Origin of the sequence: Oceanibaculum indicum P24, from assembly GCF_000299935.1 — a bacterium.
In the GTDB taxonomy this organism is placed as follows: domain Bacteria; phylum Pseudomonadota; class Alphaproteobacteria; order Oceanibaculales; family Oceanibaculaceae; genus Oceanibaculum; species Oceanibaculum indicum.
The window spans coordinates 38025-57329 of the sequence record NZ_AMRL01000018.1 but is presented as its reverse complement, the minus strand read 5'-3'; the positions used below and the strand labels follow the sequence as shown (position 1 = coordinate 57329).

Below are 19305 nucleotides of genomic sequence, written 5' to 3'. Positions count from 1 at the left end.
ATGATCCTTCACGAATTCATCGACTATGACACGCTGAAGCTGATCTGGTGGGTACTGCTGGGCGTGCTGTTGATCGGCTTCGCCGTTACCGACGGTTTCGACATGGGGGTGGGCACGCTGCTGCCCTTCGCTGCGCGGACCGATATGGAGCGGCGTATCGCGATCAACACCATTGCCCCGGTGTGGGAAGGCAATCAGGTGTGGTTCATCCTGGGGGGCGGGGCGATCTTCGCCGCCTGGCCACCGCTCTATGCCGTCAGCTTCTCCGGCTTCTACATTGCCATGTTCCTGATCCTGGCGGCGCTGATCCTGCGGCCGGTCGGCTTCAAATACCGCTCCAAGCGGGACGACCCGCGCTGGCGGGAGATGTGGGACTGGGCGCTGTTCATCGGCGGCTTCGTGCCGGCGCTGGTGTTCGGTGTGGCCGTCGGCAATGTGCTGCAGGGCGTGCCTTTCCGGCTGAGCGACGAGCTGCGGCCGTTCTATGAGGGCGGCTTCTTCGGCCTGCTGAACCCGTTTGCGCTGCTGTGCGGCGTGCTCAGCGTCGCGATGCTGGTGATGCATGGCGGTGCCTGGCTGGGGCTGAAAGCCACGGGCATGGTCGCCCGGCGGGCACGCGACTATGGCGTGCTGGCGGCGGCGGCGGTGATCGTGCTGTTCGCGCTGGGCGGTGTGTGGATATGGCTCGGCATCGACGGCTACCGCATCACAGCCGGCATCACGCCGGACATGGCAAGCAACCCGCTGCGCAAGGAAGTGGCGGTGGAGCCAGGCCTGTGGTTTGCCAATTACGCCATCTATCCCTGGATGCTGATCGCCCCGGCGATGGGCTTCCTTGGGGCGCTGGGCGCCTTGCTGGGCCTGCTGCGCGGGCGGGAAATCTCGACCTTCCTGTTCTCGAAGCTCAGCGTGGTCGGGATCATCTCGACGGTCGGCCTGTCGATGTTTCCGTTCATCCTGCCAAGCTCCATCGATCCGCGCTCCAGCCTGACGGTCTGGGATTCGGGGTCGAGCCATTCCACCCTGTTCAACATGCTGGTGGCGACGGCGATCTTCCTGCCGCTGATCCTGGCCTATACCAGCTGGGTGTACAAAGTGCTGTGGGGCAAGGTGACCGCCAAGGACATCGAGGACAGCCAGGATACGGCTTACTGAGGAGAGAACGCGATGTGGTATTTCGCCTGGGTGCTGGGCCTGCCGCTTGCCGCGGCCTTCGCCATCCTGAACGCGATGTGGTTCGAGCTGATGGAAGAAGACCGTAAGAAAGAAAACCCTGATATATCCTGATGTACCTTATAGACAGGTACAATCGTGAATAATAATTTCCGAAAACCTTTTCGGTATTTTGGAAGAATTATTAGTTAACTTTCCATAAACCTTTTTCGGTATTAGAATTTCTAAAAATACCGGGGGAGGTTTCATGGAAGGGCTCACCGATGGTTGGGTGTTTGTCGATGCCAGTACCGACCGGACGCACTGGCACCCGGATATAAGCCGCTTTCACGATTACTGGCGGGAGATCACCCCGCCGGGCCAGCTGCCGGGCCGCCAGCACTTCGATCCGCTGGATATCGCGCGCATCATGCCGCGTGTCTGGATGCTGGACGTGGTCCAGCCCGGCCCGCGCTTCCGTTACCGGCTGGCCGGCACCATGGAGGTGGAAACGCTGGGCATGGACCCGACGGGTCGCTGGCTTGACGAGGTTCACGACGCCTTCCGCACGCGGCCGGATATCGCCAGCCGCTACATGGCGGCGGTTGAGACGGGCCGCGCGACCTATCGCTTTGGCCGGGTCGCCTTCGTCCATGACCGGGAACACCGGTTCGTGCAGAACATGATCCTGCCCTTTGCCGCCGATGGGGTGACGGTCGATCTGCTGATGATCCTGTCGATCATGTACCACTCCGACGGGGTCGAGGTGAAATGATGGTCAGGTGGTGCTGGCCGCCTCGATAGCGCGGCGGATGGCGTCGCGGTCAAGCTGGCCGGGCAGGGCGATGGCGACCAGCCGCCCCGGCCCCGCAAGGCCGGCGGGTGCTGGGGAGACACTCCAGCGCCGCGCGACGGTCTGGATCGTGTGCAGCGTCCCATCGGCAGCAGCGACGAAGCCCTTGGCGCGCAGCAGGCATAATGCCGGGTCGGCCAGTGCGCGCGCCAGTTCTTCCGCCTGTACCGGCTCCGTCACTGGGAAGCTGTCCGTGTCATAACCGGCGCTGTCGTGTGAGTGGGCATGATCGCGCTGCGGCGGGCGCATCGCCGCGAGGCCCAGGGCAATGCCCGTGGAGACAGCCGCGTTCGTCGTGGTGACGATGCGCGCGTGCGGGCTGGCCCCCTCCAGCCAGCGTACGGTTTCCGCAAGATCGTCCGGCAAAACGAGATCGGCCTTGTTCAGCAGCACGAGATCGGCTTCGGCGAGCTGCCGGGCGATTGTATCGCCTAGATAACGGTCGGTCGCGCGGGCACGGATCGTCTCGGCATCGGCCAGCACCAGCACCGCATCCAGCCGATAGCCCATGAGCAGCGTCAGGGAACTGGCAATGCCGCCGGGCAGGGCAACGCCGCTGGCCTCGATCAGCAGATGGTCCGGGCGCGGATCAAGGATCAGCATGCGCTCCAGCGCCTCGATCAGATCGCTGCCATAGCTGCAGCAGACACAGCCGCCGGCAATGGCGATCATGTCCTCGTCGCGGCGTTCGATCAGGTCGGCATCGATGGGAAGGTCACCGAATTCGTTCACCAGCACGGCCAGCCGCCGTCCTTCCGGATGGCGCAGCAGATGGTTCACCAGCGTCGTCTTGCCGGCGCCCAGATAGCCGCCGATGACGGTTACGGGAAGCGGCGCCATCGCCTCAGATGTCGGCGGCGGCGAAGACCCGGCCATCCTGCACCGTGCCCCAGACCCGGACATCCTTCAGCGCCTCCGGTGCGATCTCCGTCGGGTCGTCCTCCAGCACCGCGAAATCGGCGCGCTTGCCGGTCTCGATGGAGCCGACCTCGCCATCCAGCTTCAGCGTATAGGCCGCGCCCAGCGTGATGGTGCGCAGCGCATCGGCGACGGAGATGCGTTCGGATTCGCCCAGCACGCGCCCGCTCGCGGTGATCCGGTTGACCGCCGCCCAGGCGGTGAAGAGCGGCCCCAGAGGCGTGACCGGCGCATCGGAATGAATCGCCAGCGGCACGCCGGTCGCCAGCGCGGTGGCGCAGGCATTCATGCGTTCCGCCCGTTCCGGCCCGACGGTGATCGCGTAATGCTGGTCGCCCCAGTAGAAATGATGGTTGGGGAACAGGTTGGCGCACAGGCCGAGTTTTTTCATGCGGCGGAACTGCGCGGCATCGGCCAGCTGGCAATGCTGCAACGTAAAACGATGGTCGGGGCCAGGCTGGTGGCGCAGCACGGCCTCCAGCGTGTCCAGCATCAGTTCCGTCGCCTCGTCGCCATTGGTGTGGATATGCGCCAGGATGTCGTTGGCCAGCGCCAGTTCCAGCGCCTCGGCCAGATGTTCCGGCGTCACGTACCACAGGCCATTCGGCTGGCCATTATAATAGCCAGGCCATCGCAGCCGGGCGGAGAAGCCCTGGATCGAGCCATCGGCGAACAGCTTGATGCCGCCCAGCCGCAGCCGGTCGGTGCTCTGCTTCTTCAGCTCCAGCGCGCGGTCGATCAGCGCCGCCGGCGTCATGCCGACGAAGCGCCGGAAGGAGACGATGCGCGCCGGGAACCGGTCCTCGCCGGTGACGCGGCGCATCATCGCCACCGCATTGTCGGGCAGCAGATTGGCAAGGTCGGTGGCGGTGGTCACCCCTTTGCGCACGCACAGCCGGGCGAACTGCCGCAGGCCGGTCTCGTCGCCGGCCTGGGCTTCGCGGTCGAATCCTGAATGGCGGCCGACCGGCATCATCGCCTCCGGCCCCTTCAACTCGCCGGTCGGCAGGCCTTCCGCATCCAGCGGCACGCCCTGATGATTGATGCCGGTGCGCAGGAATCCGGCCAGCTCCAGCGCCTTGCTGTTCACGCTGAGGATATGGCCACTGGCATGCATCACCGCGATGGGGCGGTCGGTCGAGACCTTGTCGAGATCGGCCCGGCCGATGCGTGCGCTGCCGAAATAGATCGGGTCCAGCGCCCAGCCGGTCAGCGGCTTTGCCGGGTCGTCCAGTTTGCTCTCTGCCTCGCGCAGCCGTTCCAGCACGGAATCGACGCTCTTCAGGCCCGGCCAGATTTTCCCGTCCGGGTCCATGCGGTCGAAATAGCCGCAATAGACCGACTGCCAGAACACACCCTCGGAGATATGGCTGTGCCCCTCGACCAGCCCCGGCATCAGCACCTTGTCGGCGAATTGCCGGTCGATCCTGTGCTCGCCCCAGCCGGTCAACTCCTCCAGCTTGCCGGCGCCGAGGATGCGCCCGTCGCGCACCGCGACATGGGTGGCCAGCGGGCGGGCCGGGTTCATGGTCAGGATCTTGCGCGCCTCGAAGATGGTGATCATCGCCGTCACTCCCGGTCCGGCCCGACGACGAGGCCGCTGTCGAACAGCCTGCCGATCTCGCCGGAGGACAGGCCCAGCACATCGGCCAGCACCGCCTCGCTGTGCTGGCCAAGCGCCGGGGCCGGCACGATATTGCCATGCGGGGCGGCACCGAAAGACAGCGGGATATGCGGTGTCAGGTAGGTGCCGATGCCTGGCTGTTCTGCCTCGCGAAACAACGGATTGGCGGTCGAGCAGCGTACATCCTCCGCGACCAGCTGACGGAAATCCTGGAACGGCCCCCACAGCACGCCGCTGCCCTCGAAGGCCTGGCGGATATCGGCCAGCGTCCGCGCCGCGAACCAGGGCGCCAGCACGGCGGCAATGGCGTCTCGTGCGGCATAGCGCCCAGCCTCGTCGGCAAGGTCCACGCCCATCGCGGCGGCGACATGCGGCATGCGCTCCTCGGTGCCGGTGGCCCGCAGCAGGCTCTGCCATTGCCGGTCGGAGAAGGCGGCGACCATGACGGCGCGGCCATCCTTTGTTGCAAAATCCCGCCCGAACCCGCCATAGAGATGGTTGCCTATGGCCGGGCGCTGCCGGCCGGTCATCTGCACCTCGGCGATGTAACCGAGATTGCCTACCGTTGCCAGCATGACGTCGGAGAGCGCGATGGAGACTTCCTGGCCCTTGCCGGTCGCCAGGCGATGCTGCACGGCGGCCAGCGTACCGGTGGCGAGGTAGAGGCCAGTGGCGATATCCCAGACCGGGATGGCGTGGTTGATCGGCTGGGTGCCGTCGCCGGTCACCATCGGGAAGCCGCTGGCGCAGTTCACCGTGTAATCGACCGCCGCCGAGCCATCGTAATTGCCGGTCAGCTTCAGCATGATGAGATCGTCGCGGCGCTGCTTCAGCGCCTCATAGGACATCCAGCCGCGCGAGGGCAGGTTGGTCATCAGGATGCCGCCGCCATCGCCTTCTTTTCCGGCGATAAGGGCGGCCGCCAGTTCCTGCCCCTCGGGACGGGCGAGGTCGATCCGGATGGAGCGCTTGGCCTTGTTCAGCCCGGCCCAGTACAGGCTCTTGCCATCGTCGGTCTGCGGCCAGCGGTTATAGTCGATGCGCCCGGATTTCGGGCTGATCTGGATAAGATCGGCACCGAGCTGGGCCAGCGTCATGCCCCCCAGCGGGGCCGCGACATAGGCCGATACCTCGACGACGCGCAGATTGCTCAGGACGCCTGGCACTTGGTTGTTCCTCCCGCTTTCCGGATTATCGTGCGCGGCAAGCATAGCCGCTCGCCATCCCGGCCTGTCCATACGATTCGACATGCGGTCTTGCACAGGGCGGGCGGCTCACCGGACAATGCCGCTTACCGAAAGCAACCCTGCGGATAGGAATGACATGACCGAGTCCCGACCGAAGCTCACCATCCTGGAACAGCGCCGCATCGAAGCCGGCATCGTGAAGCCGATCTATGAGACACTGGAGCGCGAGCTGGGCCGGGAGAAAGCGCAGGAGTTGCTGGGCAAGGCGATCCGCCAGGCGGCGCGGGACAGCGGGCGGGAATTTGCGGCGGAGGAGAAGGGGGGTACCAGCCTGGAAAGCTTCGCCGTGCTGTTCGAGCGCTGGAAGGAAGGCGGTGCCTATAATTTCGAGCTGCTGGAACAGTCAGCCGAGAAATTCGACTTTAACATTCGCCGCTGCGCATATGCCGAGATGTATCACGAGATGGGCCTGGGCCCTATCGGCCACCTGCTGTCCTGCCAGCGCGACGGCGCGCTGTGCGAGGGCTATGACCCGAAGATCGAGATGACCCGCACCCAGACGGTGATGCAGGGCGCCAGCCATTGCGATTTCCGGTTCCGCTACCGGAAAAGCTGACGCTGTCGGAAAAACTGACGGTCCTTTATAAGTTTTTAACTAAATCCGGCCTAGCCTCGTCCCTAAAACGGACGGGAATCGTCTCATGGATGTTGTTGGCCTGCTGGGCCGGATGGGAATCGCAACGAAAATCTTCCTGGTGGTTGGCGTGCAGCTGGCCGCCTCGATCATCATTGCGATCATCACCCTATCCACCCTCGACAGTTACAACACTATCGTGAAGCAGGCGCAGCAGGCGAAGCAGCGCGCCATCCTGGGCGAGAGAACCAATGCGCTGGTCTATGCCACGGTCATGGATTCGCGCGGTGTCTATATGTCCGACACCACCGATTCAGCACGGCAGTTTGCTATCGGCATTCAGGCGCTGGTTACAGAGATCGAGCAGAATATGGGCGACTGGCGCCTGCTGATCGAACCGTCAAGAATTGCCGCCTTCAATGAACTGGACCGGGCCGCCAGGGAATTCATCGCCTTCCGGCGCGAGCTGGCGCGGACCGGAATGGAAGTCGATCCGGCGTTGGCCCGTGTCATGGGCGACAATTATGACAACCGCAGCACGCGACAGGCCTTCAACGTGCTGATGGCGCAGGAGGCAGCCTATAACACTGAACAGGTTGTGCGGCTGAATGCGCTGAGAGAACAGCAGTATGACAAGGCATTCTTCCTGATTGCGGCGACCTCCACCATCGGCATTGCCCTGTCGATCCTGCTGGCCTATGCGGTGTCTGGCTATGGCATCATACTGCCGCTGAAGAAGGTGACCGATACCGTCGCCAGGCGGGTGCCGGGCGCAGAGCCGCAGAAGGTGGAAGGCACCGAGCGCCGCGACGAGATCGGCGCCATGGCCCGCGCAGTCCAGGCGCAGCGTGACCTTGAGCGCGAAGTGCGGCACCAGCAGGGTGTAGAACAAGCGCTGATCGAACAGAAGCAACAGGCGGAAGCCGCCAATCAGGCAAAATCGATCTTCCTGTCGCATATGAGCCACGAACTGCGCACGCCGCTGAACGCAATCATCGGCTTTTCGGAGATTTTACGAGCGGAGAGTTTCGGGCCGCTCGGCAATGACCGATACAAGGAATACACCTCCTACATCCTCGATTCCGGGACGCATCTGCTGGGCATCATCAATGATGTGCTCGAACTCAGCCGGATGGATCATCGCGATTTCAAGCTGACCACGGAACCGGCGGCCCTGGCCGATATCATCGGCTATTGCGCCCGTGCCTTCGGCGGTGGTGCCAATGAAGGGAGAATACAGGTCAGCAGTGCCTTCGATATGATCGTCGATGTCGATACGAGGCTGTTGCGCCAGGTGCTCACCAACCTGATCTCGAATGCCCTGAAATACTCGCCATCGGACCTGCCGGTCACTGTCGATTTCGAGGTGGCACCAGATGGTGCCCTTGGCCTGCGCGTCACCGACCTTGGTGAGGGTATCCCGCCGGAAAAGCTGCGGTCAGTCATGCAGCCCTTCGTCCAGCTGGAGGATAGCGGCCTGAACAGCCACGGTCTCGGTCTGGGCCTGTCGCTCGCCCAGCGTTTCATGGAGCTGCATGGCGGGCGCATCGAGCTGCGCAGCATTGTGGGCGAGGGCACCTGCGCCATCGCCTGGCTGCCTGCCGGTCGGGTGGTGCAGAAGCAGGCGGCGCAATAGCTGCAAAAGACAGTTTTTCCTTATCGGCTCTGGCCAGCAAAGACGCGTCCGTGCGAAAAAGAGCTGTCTTTCCTGCCCGACACATCAGAGCCAGCCATGTCCGCCATCGCCGATATCCCCGCCGCCCTGTCGCCTGAAAAGATCGGCGAGGCGCTGCGGCTGATCCGACCGCATGTTCGCCACACGCCAGTGCTACGCGTCGATATGGCGGATTTCGGTGCCGCGTCCCGCCCTGTCGATCTGAAGCTGGAGCAACTGCAGCATAGCGGGTCCTTCAAGGCGCGCGGTGCCTTCACCAGCCTGATGACGCAGGACATTCCTGCCGCCGGCGTGGTCGCGGCCTCGGGCGGCAATCACGGTGCCGCTGTTGCCTATGCGGCAATGAAGCGGGGCGTGCCGGCCACCATCTTCGTGCCGGAGATCACCAGCCCGGCCAAGGCGGAGCGCATCCGCTCCTACGGCGCCAGGCTGGAGATCGGAGGGCAGCGCTATGCCGATGCGCTGGCGGCCAGCGAACTGTTCGTGAAGGAAAGCGGTGCGCTGCCGGTCCATGCCTACGACCAGCCGACGACGCTGCTGGGGCAGGGCACGCTGGGGGCGGAGATCGAGCAGGATCTGCCGGATATCGACACGCTGCTGGTCGCGGTCGGCGGTGGCGGGCTGATCGGTGGCCTCTGTGCCTGGTATCGCGGCAGGGTGCGGATCGTCGCGGTGGAGCCGGAAGGGGCGCCGACACTGAACAAGGCGCTGGCGGCGGGCCATCCGGTCGAGGCGGAGGCCGGCAGCATCGCCGCCGACTCCCTCGCCCCCCGCCAGGTGGGCGACCTGATGTTCCCGCTGGCGCGCGATCATGTGGCGCAATCGGTGCTGGTCAGCGATGACGATATTCTGAACGCGCAGAAGGCGTTATGGGATTCCGTTCGTGTGGTAACGGAGCCGGGCGGAGCCGCCGCCTTCGCCGCGCTGCTGTCTGGCCGCTATGTTCCGCGGGCCGGCGAGAAGGTGGCGGTGCTGGTCTGCGGCGCGAACACTACGGCGGTCAAGTTCGGCTAGAATTCCGCGCCGCCGCGAGCTCAGCCGCCTGCCGTGTCAGCCCGTTGCGGTCGATCTTGTTGGTGCCGGCCAGCGGGATCGCCGGCACGAAGAACACATGGCGCGGATGCTGATAGGCGGGGCCGCGTTCGATGGTCCATTGTTTCACGGCCTCTTCCGACAGGCTTTCGCCCTCGCGCAGGGTGACGAAGGCAACAGGCAGCTTCTGCTTGACGTCGTCCGGTACGGGGACCACGACGGCCTGGCTGATCGCGGGATGCGATTCCAGCAGGCGCTCCACCTCGGCCGGCCAGATATTCTCGCCGCCGCAGACGAACATGTCGTCCTCGCGCCCAACGAAATAATGGAAGCCGTTCTCGTCGCGCCGCACCACATCGCCGCTGTGATACCAGCCGCCATCGCGCAGGGCAGTCGCCGTCTTTTCCGGCATGTGGCGATAGCCCTGCATGGTCGCCGGGTTGCGCATCTGCAGGATGCCTTCGCCGACACCGTCCACCACGCTGCCGTCGCGCGCGACCAGCCGTGTCTCGCCCTCGGGAATCGGATAACCCAGCGCCTCGTCCGGCGTCGGGATGCCGTCCGGGTGCGGACCATAGACGGCGGCACCGGCCTCCGTCGTGCCATAGCCATTGGTGATCCGGGCGTTCGGGAACAGCGCCCGCACCCGGTCCACCAGCGCCTGGGAGTAGGGAGAGGACCCCATGAACAGCCGCGTCACCCCGTCGAATTCCGCCGGGCGCGGCCCGTCGCCCAGATGATTCGCCACCATCGCCATCATGGTCGGCACGCAGGTCAGCCAGGTCGCCTGATGATCGATAATGGCCTTCACATAGCTTTCCGCCGTGAAGACCGGCTGCAGGATCACCTGCGCGCGGTTCAGGAAGGCGAACTTCAGGTTGAACAGCGCATTCATGTGATACATGGGTGCGGCGACGATCAGCCGGTGCTGGCTGTTGTCGCCCTTGCTGACCACCTGCACCATCCAGTGCTGGCCGCGATGGCTGAGCGGCACGCCCTTGGGCCGTCCGGTGGAGCCGGAGGTGTAGAGGATCTGCGCAGGCTCGTCCGGTTCCGGGGTGATGGGCTCAAACGCACCGGGATCGGGCAGGGCCTCCCAGTCAGCGCTGCCGAACAGGATGCGGGGCACGCCGGCGGGGGCGAGGCGGGCGCGGTCCTCATCGACGAAGATCAGCTTCGCCTCTGCATCCTCGACGATCAGCGCCACGGTTTCGGCGGCCAGCTTCCAGTTGACCGGCACCACGACGATGCCGGCCCGCATGGCGCCGAAATACAGCGCCACGAACTCCGCCCGGTTGGCCGCCAGCACGGCGATGGAATCGCCGCGCTTCAGCCCTCGTTTCAAAAGGCCGCGCGCCAGCCCGTTGGCCAGCCCATCCAGTTCCCCGGCGCTCCAGGCGCGCGGCGGATCGCCGGCCGCATAATCCCACAGGACGGTACGGTCAGGATCGGCGTCGGGGGAGAGGATGGCGCCAAGATTTGGAATACCGGTCATCGATTGCTGCCCGTTACGGAACGAACACCACTTTGCCGAACACCTTGCGGTCGATCAGCGCCTGCAGCCCTTCCTTGAAATTGGCCTCCGTCAGCGGCAGCACCCGGTCGATCACCGGGGCGAGCGTGCCGTCGCGCACCATTTCCATCAGCGCAACCTGGTCTTCCGGCGTCCAGGCATTGGAGCCGACAATCGACTGTTCGTAGGACCAGATGTAACGGATATCCTCCTTCGGGTCGTAGCCTGTGGTGGCGCCGCAGACCAGCATGCGGCCGAAGCGGCACATGACTTTCAGGCTCTTGGTCCAGGTGTCGCCGCCAATATAGTTCACCACCACATTCACGCCGCCGCCGCCCCAGATGCGCGGCTTGCCGTGGCGTTCATGGATGGCGGCGACAAAATCCTCCTGCGAGGTGTCGATAGTCTCGTCGGCGCCGATTTCCTTCAGCTTCTCGCACTTCTCGGCGGAGCTGGCGCAGGCGATCACATAAGCGCCCGCCATCTTGGCCAGCTGTACCGCGCCGGTGCCCACACCGCCGGTGGCGCCCAGCACCAGCACCTTCTCGCCTTCCTTCACCTGGCCGCGCACCATCATCATGCGGCGCGCCGTGCCATAGGCGATGGGCAGGGAGGCCGCCTGCTCGTAGCTGACGCCCTCGGGGATCTGCAGCAGGAACTTGGCATCGACGGCAATATAGTCGCAGGCACCGCCGCGCAGCGTCTCGCCCATCTGGCCGATGCCGGGCTGGAAGGGGACGACCTGCACCCTGTCACCGGGCCGGAACTTGCCGCCCGGCACATTGGCGCCGACATCGACGACCTCACCGGCGATATCGCCGCCCGGAATCATCGGAAAGGGCGTCTTCAGGCCCGGGATACCCTTCAGGATCATCGGATCGAAGCCATTCAGCGCGACCGCCTTCACCTTCAGCAGGCACTCGTCAGGACCGACGGTCGGAGTCGGATAGTCGCCATGGCTGATCTGGTCGAGTCCGCCATGGGCGCTGTAGAGAATGGCTTTCACGTTCTTCTTCCTTGTGGTCGCGTGTTTTGGGGAGGCGTGTTCAGGACTTATCAGTGGGCTTGTAGGCGTAGCGGAAGTCGCAATGGCTGGCGCCCTGCATCAGGGTCTGCGTCCGTTCGAACCTGATGTCGGGGTCATAGCCCTCGCAGAAGGTGCCATCGCGCTGGCAGGACAGCAGATGGCCGATGTCTCCCAGCCCCATATCCTTGTACATCTCGGCATAGCGGCAGCGCACGACGTTGAACTCGAAGCGTTCGGCGTCGGCATGCTTCACCTCGACGGTCAGCGCATCCTCGGCGGTCCACAGGTCGAACAGCCGGATGAAGCTTTCCAGGCTGGTGCCCTCCGGCTCGCTGGCGGCGAATTGCTGGGCCTGGGCGATGGAGGCGCGGCGCACCGATTCGCCAATCAGGGTCTGTGCCTCCGCTACGCCGAGCCGTTCCTTCGCGGTCTCATAGACCTGCTTCAGGATTTCCGCCTCGATCCGGCGGCGCTGGATGATCGGCAGGTTCTGCGACATGCCTCAGCCCTTCAGCGGCGTGCGGAACAGGCGGCCGAAGCCGGGTATCTCGTCCTCGATGCCGGCCAGCCGCAGCATGTGCCAGGCCAGCGCATGGTTGGAGGAGGTGACCGGCTTGCCGATCAGCGCCTCGGCCTCCTCGGCGATCTTGGCGACCCGCAGGGAGGTGCAGGAGACGAACACGCCATCGCAATCGGGCAGGGAGCCCAGCTTCACGATGGCGTCGCGGATCGACTCCGGCGTCATGCGTGCCACGATGTCGTCGTCGGCCTCGTTGAAGCTGCCCATCACCGGGATGTTCAGGCCGCGCTCGATCAGGCTGTTGCGCAGCCGTTCGTTGATTTCCTTCAGGTACGGCGTCAGCAGCGCCACGCGCTTCACACCCATCGAGGATATCGCTGCCCGCGCGGCCGTCACCGGATCGGTCACCTTCACGCCGGGCTTCACGCTGTGGATCAGTTCCGCAACCTTGTCCTCGCCGATCACCAGCGCGCCGGAGGTGCAGGCGAAGGCAACGACCTTGAAGTCGGTCATGAAGGGCAGCAGCTTCGCTGCCGGCGGTATTTCCGCCTTCATCGCCATCAGGGTTTCCGGGGTGATCATGACGTCGTTGTGCAGCCGTGCCGCATAGAGCGCCACGCCGTCGCGCGGCCAGATCGCCCGGAACTCATCTTCGATGGTCTGATCGGTTTCCAGGACCAGCAGGCCGATGGCGGCCCGCGCCCCGATCCCAGAATCAGTGGCGAAGGGGAGGTGCTCCAAATTAATCAGTGTACCGCCCGATTGTTCGTCAATTGCCGATTCCATGTGCAGCGTCATGCGATTCACCTCAATCTGCCCGTTTTTCGCGCGTTTTGTGTTTGACGCAAAAGTGTATCCACATCACGATACAGTTGAGGTGGGGCTCATACAAGGCCGAATGGTCGGGCCGGATGGCTGGAATCTCCCGCCCAACAGAGGAGTGCATCACGATGACAAGCCGTAGAAACTTTCTGAAGAATGTTGGCTCCGGGGCCGCTGTCGCCGGCGCGGCTGGCGCTGGCATCATCGCCGCGCCGTCGGTCGCCAAGGCGCAGCAAAGCTACAAATTCCGCCTGAATCACTTCGCCGGCGAAACGTCAATGTTCTATACACTGACGATTCTGCCCTTCGCGGAGCGGATCAAGAAGCTGAGCGGCGGCAGGATCGAGTTCCAGCCTTTCCCGGGGGGCGTGCTGTCGCCGCCGCTGGAGGCCTACAAGACGGTCGAGGATGGCATCGCCGATGCCGGCCAGATGACGCCGCTCTACATCGTCAACCGCGACCCGGTGAACACCTTCTACGGTGGCCATGTCGGCGGCATGCCGCCAGAGATGATGATGCACTGGCTGTACAAGGGCGGTGGCCAGGAACTGCTGGCCGAGCATCGCCGCGCGACGATGAAGCTGCATTCGATTCCGCTGAGCATCGGGCCGAACGAGATCTGGCATTCGCATGTGCCGATCAGGACCTCGGCCGATCTGAAGGGCCTGAAGTTCCGCACCGCGGGCGCCTGGGCGCAGATCCTGAACGAGTATTTCGGCGGCGCCGCGACCACCGTATCGGGCAGCGAAATCTACACCATGCTGGAGCGCAAGGGCGTCGATGTTATCGAATGGTCGAGCCCGGCCGAGAACATCAAGATGGGCTTCCAGAACGCCGCCCCCTACATCATCATGCCGGCCCCGCACACCAACTGCTTCCTGTTCGAGCTGATCATGCCGGTCGCGAAGTGGGACGCCCTGCCGGATGATGTGAAGTTCATGATCGAGACGGCGGCCCGCGCCTCGACGCCTGAGACGCTGTTCTCCTGGACCGTCGAGGACATGAAGGCGATGAAAGAGATGCGCAAGAGCAAGGCCGAGATCATCACCCCCGATCCGTCCCTTGCCGTGGAACTGCGCGAGGCCGGCCGCAAGTGGGCCATGAAGAAGGCCGAGGAGCAGACGGCGAAGGGCGATCCGTGGATGAAGAAGGTCACGGATTCCTACTACGCCTTCTACGACGATTGGGCAGAGAACGCCGTCTATCGGGCGGTGGACTGACGAAAGGCGGGCGGCGGGCCGGTTGCGGGCCGCCGCCCTTTTCCTTGCCGGCGGTTTTCTGCCGTTGATTTGCCGTTTACCCTGGATGCTTCATGACTCGATTGATCGGGCGGATTTCCAGCGTTTGCTGCGCTGCGGCCGTTCTGGCCTCATTCGGACTGGTGGTCGTCACCATGTTCGAGGTGATTTCGCGCTATGCCTTCCATGCGCCGACGGTCTGGGCCTTTGACGTTTCCTACATGCTGAATGGCGCGGTTTTCGTCCTGGCGATGGCCATGACCCTGCGGCTGAACCAGCATGTCTCCATCGATATCTTCTCCAAGGCGATCCCCGAACGTTGGTTCCGGGTTATCGAGATCGCCGTCTATCTGTGTCTTATCCTGCCGGCCCTCAGCCTGGTGACCTATGCCGGCTGGGGCGAATTCTGGAAGGCCTGGGTCAGCGGGGAGGTCGAGACGGTCAGCCCCTGGCAGCCCAAGATCTGGCCGTTCCGGCTGATGCTGGCCGTCGGGCTGTCCGCCCTGTGGCTTCAGGTCCTGGCGCGCGTGCTCGCGCCGGCCGAACAATCATCGCAACACTGAGGGGGCCGGAATATGTCCGCCATGCCACTTGCGGCCTGGATGTTCCCGGCTGCCTTCGTCCTGATCTTCCTGGGCATGCCTGTATCGCTCAGCCTGATCGTGATCGCGGTTGCCTTCTCCATTCCCTTCTTCGGCGTTGAGCTGGCCGGGCTGCAGCTCTATCGCTTCGTCGGCAGCGTGGCGAACAACTACGCGCTGGCCGCCGTGCCGCTGTTCGTCTTCATGGGCGCGGTGCTGGAGAATTCCGGCATCGGCCGCCGCGTGTTCGAGGTGATGAAGCTGTGGCTGGGCCGCCTGCCAGGCGGGCTGGCGCTGGCCGCCATGAGCATGTGCGCGGTGTTTGCCGCCGGCACCGGCATCGTCGGCGCGGTCGAGGTCATGGTCGGCCTGCTGGCGATCCCGGCCATGGTCGCCAACAAATACGAAAAGTCGCTGATCTCCGGCACGATCTGCGCCGGCGGCTCTCTGGGCACGATGATCCCGCCCTCCATCGTCGTCATCATCTACGCCTCGGTGGCGCAGATTCCGGTTGGCGACGTGCTGGCGGCCGTGATCATCCCGAGCGGCATCATGGTGGCGCTGTTCATCCTCTGGATTCTGCTCTACTGCACGATCCGTCCACAGGCTGCACCGCGGATCGACCCCAGCGAATTCGACATGCCGCTGTCCGAGAAGCTGAAGCTGACGGTCACCGCGCTGATTCCGCCGCTGCTGCTGATCTGCGCCGTCGTCGGCTCTATCCTGGCCGGCATCGCGGCAGTCACCGAGGCTGCCGCTGTCGGTGCTGCGGGGGCCGTGCTGCTGAACGTCATCTACCGGGACTTCACCTGGAAGGGGCTTTGGGGCGCTGCTTACAAGACGGTGGTCATCACCTCGATGATCCTGCTGATCGTCGTCGGCGGCACCATGTTCACCAGCGTCTTCCGCCTGCAGGGCGGCGGCATGCTGGTGACCGACCTGGTGCGGGCGCTGGATTTCGGCCCGACCGGCCTGCTGCTGCTGTTCCTCGGCATCGTCTTCGTGATGGGCGCGCTGCTGGACTGGGTATCGGTCGTGCTGATCTGCATCCCGCTGTTCATGCCGTTCCTGGCACCGGCAGGGATCGATCCGCTGTGGTTCGCGATCCTGGTGATCGTGATGATCCAGACATCCTACGTTACCCCGCCGATGGCGCCGTCGATCTTCTATCTGCGTGGCATCGCCCCGCCGGATTTCCGGACGATAGAGATGTACAAAGGCGTGATCCCCTTCGTCGCCTGCCAGCTGCTGACCGGTGTGCTGGTCTATTTCTGGCCATCGCTGGCGCTGTGGCTGCCGGTGGTGCTGCGATAGGGCCAGTTGGGGGCGAGGGGAGAGTCAGGCAGCGGGGCCGAGGAAGATGCGGGCGATAACCTCCTTGGTGACGAGGATCGCGTGAGCGGAGCTCAGGGTCACATGCTGTTCCAGGATCGGCGCGCCGGCCTCCGGTTCGCGCCGGCGCAGATGCTCGATGATACGGGCATGCTGGCCGAAGGTTTCCTGGCGGCGCGGCTGGGTTTCCATGTCGGTGCGGCGGAAGAAGCGGATGCGCGCATTGATCCGCTCCAGCGCGTCAATCATCTCGGGGTTCTTGGACAGCCGTGCCACCGCCATGTGGAACGCTTCGTCCGCCTCCGCCATCCGGGTCTGCGAAAAACCGGTCGCCGGGTCCGTCGCGATTTCCCACGGGCGCACCGCGTCCTCGATCTCGCGGTCGGTCGCGCGGGTGCAGGCCAGCTTGTAGGCGGCGCACTCAATTGCCGCGCGCAGTTCGTAAAGCTGGCGCACCGTGTCGGCGGACAGTTCGCGCGCGAAGAAACCCTTGTTCGGGACGAAGCTCATGAAGCCGTCGCGCACCAGCCGGTTCAGCGCCTCACGGACCGGCGTGCGGCTGACACCCAGCTTCTCGGCCAGATCGACCTCGTTCACCTTCTGGCCGGGCCGGAACCGGTATTCGACGGCCAGTTCCTTGATTTCCTGATAGACGCGATTAACGCTGTCGGCCGCCCGGATGCTCTTCAGCGGGGCGGAAGAAAAGTCCGGATTGCCGCCGATCCGGTTGTTCATTGCGCTTCCTCCAAAATTCGGGCGCTCCCTATAGACCGTCCCGCACTCAAGTTCAATAATGCATGGATGGATACACTTGTGTCGACAAGACTGTCTTGTGCCCGCCCATCCGAGGTAGTGCAAAGGCGGGCCGGAACAATCTGTGACCGAACGAGAAAAGAAGAGGCGAGGGAAGGCTTATGCGGATAGCGGTACTGGGCGCGGGCGTCATCGGCGTCTCGACAGCTTATGAGCTGATGAAGGATGGGCATGAGGTGACGGTCATCGACCGGCTGGACGAGCCGGCGTCGGAAACCAGCTTTGCCAATGCCGGCCTGTTCTCGCCAGGGCATGCCTATACCTGGGCCTCGCCCAAGGCGCCGAAGATTCTGCTGAAGTCACTGTTCCAGGAAGGGCAGGCGTTGCGCTTCAAGCCCAGCCTTGACCCGAATCTCTGGCTCTGGTCGTTGAAATTCCTGCAGAACTGCACGGCGGAGAAGACCCGCATCAACACCAAGCGCAAGGTGCGGCTGTGCATGTACTCGCAAGAGCAGTTACACCGTATCGCTGCCGAAACGAAGATCGAGTATCACGGCGTAACTGGCGGTCTGCTCTATCTCTACCGCACGCCGGAGAGCTTCGCGCGCGGCAGCGCCAACACCCGCATCCTCAGCGAGGAGGGGCTGGAACTGCGCGCCATCACGCCGGACGAGGCGGCGAAGATCGACCCTGCGCTGGAGCCGGTGAAGCATAAATTCGCCGGTGCCATCTACTGCCCTTCGGACGAGAGCGGCGATGCCCGGGTGTTCACCCAGAATCTGGCGAAATATTGCGAGGCCCAGGGGGTGAAGTTCGTCTTTGGCAGCGAGATCCAGGGCTTCGACACCGAGGGTGACAAGGTTACCGCCGTGCGCACCTCGACCGGCCGCATCGAGGCGGATGGTTTCGTGTTCAGCCTGGGCGTATTCGGCCCGCGCCTCTCAAAGCAGCTGGGCGTGACGCTGCCGATCTATCCGATCAAGGGCTATTCGGTGACGATGCCGATTGGCGGCCGCAACAACCCGCCGACGGTGGGCGGGGTGGACGAGGATAATCTGGTTGCCTATGCGCGCTTCGGCGACCGGATGAGGGTCACGGCGACGGCGGAATTCGCCGGCTATAACAAGAGCCACCAGCCCTCCGACTACACCCACATGCTTAAGGCGGTGCAGGATATCTATCCGGACGGGGCGGATTATTCGCAGCCCTTCTACTGGGCGGGCCTCAGGCCGATGACGCCGGAGGGTACGCCGATCTTCGGCGCCGGGCGCTACCGCAACATGTGGTTCAATACCGGCCATGGCCATATCGGCTGGACCATGGCGCCGGGCTCGGCGCGGGTGACCGCCGACCTCATCGCCGGAAAGGTGCCGGCCCTCGATCTGACCGGCATGCGGGTGATGCCATGATGAATGACACCGATATCCAGGCGATCTTCGATTCCTCTCCCTTCATCGCCTTCCTGGGGCTGAAGGTGGTGAAGCTGGATACCGCCACGCAGGAGCTGACGGTGCGTGCGCCAATGCGGCCGGAAATGGCGCGCGAGGCAGGTACCGGCCAGTGGCATGGCGGACCGATCGCCGCCGTCATCGACACGGTCGGCGACTTCGCACTGGCCTATCTGGTCGGCAAGCCGCTGCCGACGGTGAATTTCCGCGTAGATTACCTGCGCCCGGCCATCGACACCGACCTGGTCGCTGTGGCGAAGGTTCGCCGCAACGGCAAGAGCGTGGGTATCGCCGATGTCGATGTGTTCAACGAGGCCGGCGTGCTGCTCGCCATCGGCCGGGCGACCTACTCGACGCTGTGAGAGGAAGGCTGTGATGGGGTGGACACGCCGCCCTATGCTTCGAGACGGCGTCCAAGACGGGCTTGGACGCCTCCTCAGCATGAGGTCACCAGGTGGCGCCGTCAGTATTCCAACAATGACCTCGTCCTGAGGAGCGCGCGCCCTTCTTGGGTGTGCGCGTCTCGAAGGACATTGCTGGCAATAAGAAAGCGCTATGCCTACTCCCCCGCCGCCTTGTTCAGGATTTCCTCGGGCGTGGAGGAGACGACCTCGACATATTTCGGGATGAACTTGCCGCCCTCGATGAACTTGATGAATTCCGGCTTGATCTCTTCCGCCAGGATCTTGCGGATCGCCGCATGTTCCTTGATGTCCGACCATTCGGCGATCAGGAAGAAGCGCAACGGGTCCTCTGTGTCGCGGCACAGCACGCCGTCCTTCACCTGGGCCCAGCTCTTGTGCATCGGATTGCCGTCGGAATAGTCGAATTCCTCGAACAGCCGGATGAATTCGGCCTCGGTGCCCGGCTTGATGCGGAAATCGTAGATGTGAAGGAAATTGCCCTTCGTCGCCAGGGGTTCCTGGGCCATGCTGATGCCTCCTGCTGGTCGGTGTCGCGTTAAATAGGACGGTACACTGAATATATTTGTGGCGT

At 64.1% G+C, this 19305-nt stretch carries 20 protein-coding genes; 11 read left to right on the top strand and 9 right to left on the bottom strand.

From position 1 onward, the window contains the following. From cydB to P24_RS19325, 3 genes are all read left to right on the top strand, one after another. A complete protein-coding gene (cydB, locus tag P24_RS13455; protein WP_008945284.1) occupies window positions 1–1155 on the top strand; it encodes a cytochrome d ubiquinol oxidase subunit II in 1155 nt (384 codons plus the stop codon). A gap of 12 nt (window positions 1156–1167) precedes the next feature. Continuing rightward, a complete protein-coding gene (gene cydX, locus P24_RS19835) occupies window positions 1168–1287 on the top strand; it encodes a cytochrome bd-I oxidase subunit CydX (protein ID WP_008945283.1) in 120 nt (39 codons plus the stop codon). A gap of 133 nt (window positions 1288–1420) precedes the next feature. After that, window positions 1421–1927, top strand: a complete 507-nt coding sequence (locus tag P24_RS19325; protein ID WP_008945282.1) for a PAS domain-containing protein — start codon at window positions 1421–1423, stop codon at window positions 1925–1927. Between the two features lie 3 nt (window positions 1928–1930). On the opposite strand, the gene P24_RS13440 is transcribed toward P24_RS19325, so the two are convergent. Genes P24_RS13440 through P24_RS13430 form a run of 3 tightly spaced genes read right to left on the bottom strand, consistent with a single transcriptional unit; the run spans window position 1931 to window position 5713 of the window. Next, window positions 1931–2845: a CobW family GTP-binding protein gene (locus P24_RS13440; protein ID WP_040707754.1), complete on the bottom strand. Its 915-nt coding sequence runs from the start codon at window positions 2843–2845 to the stop codon at window positions 1931–1933. A gap of 4 nt (window positions 2846–2849) precedes the next feature. After that, window positions 2850–4487, bottom strand: a complete 1638-nt coding sequence (locus tag P24_RS13435; RefSeq protein ID WP_008945280.1) for an amidohydrolase — start codon at window positions 4485–4487, stop codon at window positions 2850–2852. 5 nt (window positions 4488–4492) lie between these two features. Next, the gene (locus P24_RS13430) at window positions 4493–5713 is read right to left on the bottom strand and encodes a CoA transferase (RefSeq protein WP_008945279.1); all 1221 of its coding nucleotides are present in this window, start codon (window positions 5711–5713) and stop codon (window positions 4493–4495) included. Window positions 5714–5870: 157 nt separating this feature from the next. Here P24_RS13430 and P24_RS13425 point away from each other — a divergent pair, with 157 nt between their 5' ends. From P24_RS13425 to P24_RS13415, 3 genes are all read left to right on the top strand, one after another. Then, a complete protein-coding gene (locus tag P24_RS13425; RefSeq protein WP_008945278.1) occupies window positions 5871–6350 on the top strand; it encodes an L-2-amino-thiazoline-4-carboxylic acid hydrolase in 480 nt (159 codons plus the stop codon). An 85-nt stretch (window positions 6351–6435) separates the two neighbouring features. Continuing rightward, a complete protein-coding gene (locus P24_RS19320) occupies window positions 6436–8004 on the top strand; it encodes a sensor histidine kinase (protein WP_008945277.1) in 1569 nt (522 codons plus the stop codon). Window positions 8005–8100: 96 nt separating this feature from the next. Further along, on the top strand, window positions 8101–9057 hold the full coding sequence (locus P24_RS13415) for a threonine/serine dehydratase (protein WP_008945276.1): 957 nt from the start codon (window positions 8101–8103) through the stop codon (window positions 9055–9057). Here P24_RS13415 and P24_RS13410 read toward each other — a convergent pair. Genes P24_RS13410 through P24_RS13395 form a run of 4 tightly spaced genes read right to left on the bottom strand, consistent with a single transcriptional unit; the run spans window position 9044 to window position 12933 of the window. Continuing rightward, window positions 9044–10570, bottom strand: a complete 1527-nt coding sequence (locus tag P24_RS13410) for a class I adenylate-forming enzyme family protein (RefSeq protein WP_008945275.1) — start codon at window positions 10568–10570, stop codon at window positions 9044–9046. The two genes, P24_RS13415 and P24_RS13410, sit on opposite strands and share 14 nt — an antisense overlap. 13 nt (window positions 10571–10583) lie before the next feature. Further along, window positions 10584–11594 (bottom strand): zinc-binding dehydrogenase, encoded by a 1011-nt coding sequence (locus P24_RS13405; RefSeq protein WP_008945274.1) that lies wholly within the window; start codon window positions 11592–11594, stop codon window positions 10584–10586. 40 nt (window positions 11595–11634) lie between these two features. Continuing rightward, window positions 11635–12114, bottom strand: coding sequence for an L-2-amino-thiazoline-4-carboxylic acid hydrolase (locus P24_RS13400; protein ID WP_008945273.1), 480 nt, complete (start codon window positions 12112–12114; stop codon window positions 11635–11637). Window positions 12115–12117: 3 nt separating this feature from the next. Beyond that, a complete protein-coding gene (locus P24_RS13395; protein ID WP_008945272.1) occupies window positions 12118–12933 on the bottom strand; it encodes a maleate cis-trans isomerase family protein in 816 nt (271 codons plus the stop codon). A gap of 152 nt (window positions 12934–13085) precedes the next feature. Here P24_RS13395 and P24_RS13390 point away from each other — a divergent pair, with 152 nt between their 5' ends. The 3 genes from P24_RS13390 (at window position 13086) to P24_RS13380 (ending at window position 16090) form a co-directional block, all read left to right on the top strand. After that, a complete protein-coding gene (locus P24_RS13390; protein WP_008945271.1) occupies window positions 13086–14177 on the top strand; it encodes a twin-arginine translocation signal domain-containing protein in 1092 nt (363 codons plus the stop codon). 92 nt (window positions 14178–14269) lie between these two features. Next, window positions 14270–14758, top strand: a complete 489-nt coding sequence (locus tag P24_RS13385) for a TRAP transporter small permease subunit (protein WP_040707734.1) — start codon at window positions 14270–14272, stop codon at window positions 14756–14758. A gap of 12 nt (window positions 14759–14770) precedes the next feature. Further along, window positions 14771–16090: a TRAP transporter large permease gene (locus P24_RS13380; protein WP_008945269.1), complete on the top strand. Its 1320-nt coding sequence runs from the start codon at window positions 14771–14773 to the stop codon at window positions 16088–16090. Between the two features lie 24 nt (window positions 16091–16114). Here P24_RS13380 and P24_RS13375 read toward each other — a convergent pair whose 3' ends face one another. Further along, complete coding sequence (locus P24_RS13375; protein ID WP_008945268.1) at window positions 16115–16843, bottom strand: GntR family transcriptional regulator; 729 nt, start codon at window positions 16841–16843, stop codon at window positions 16115–16117. Between the two features lie 179 nt (window positions 16844–17022). On the opposite strand from P24_RS13375, the gene P24_RS13370 reads away from it, so the two are divergent. Together P24_RS13370 and P24_RS13365 are read left to right on the top strand one after the other, a co-directional pair. Then, window positions 17023–18270: a D-amino acid dehydrogenase gene (locus P24_RS13370; RefSeq protein ID WP_008945267.1), complete on the top strand. Its 1248-nt coding sequence runs from the start codon at window positions 17023–17025 to the stop codon at window positions 18268–18270. After that, complete coding sequence (locus P24_RS13365; RefSeq protein ID WP_008945266.1) at window positions 18267–18671, top strand: PaaI family thioesterase; 405 nt, start codon at window positions 18267–18269, stop codon at window positions 18669–18671. The genes P24_RS13370 and P24_RS13365 overlap by 4 nt, the downstream gene beginning before the upstream one ends. 197 nt (window positions 18672–18868) lie before the next feature. Here the strand turns inward: P24_RS13365 and P24_RS13360 are convergent, their stop codons facing one another. After that, window positions 18869–19240, bottom strand: a complete 372-nt coding sequence (locus P24_RS13360) for an antibiotic biosynthesis monooxygenase family protein (RefSeq protein WP_008945265.1) — start codon at window positions 19238–19240, stop codon at window positions 18869–18871. Window positions 19241–19305 lie beyond the last annotated feature (65 nt).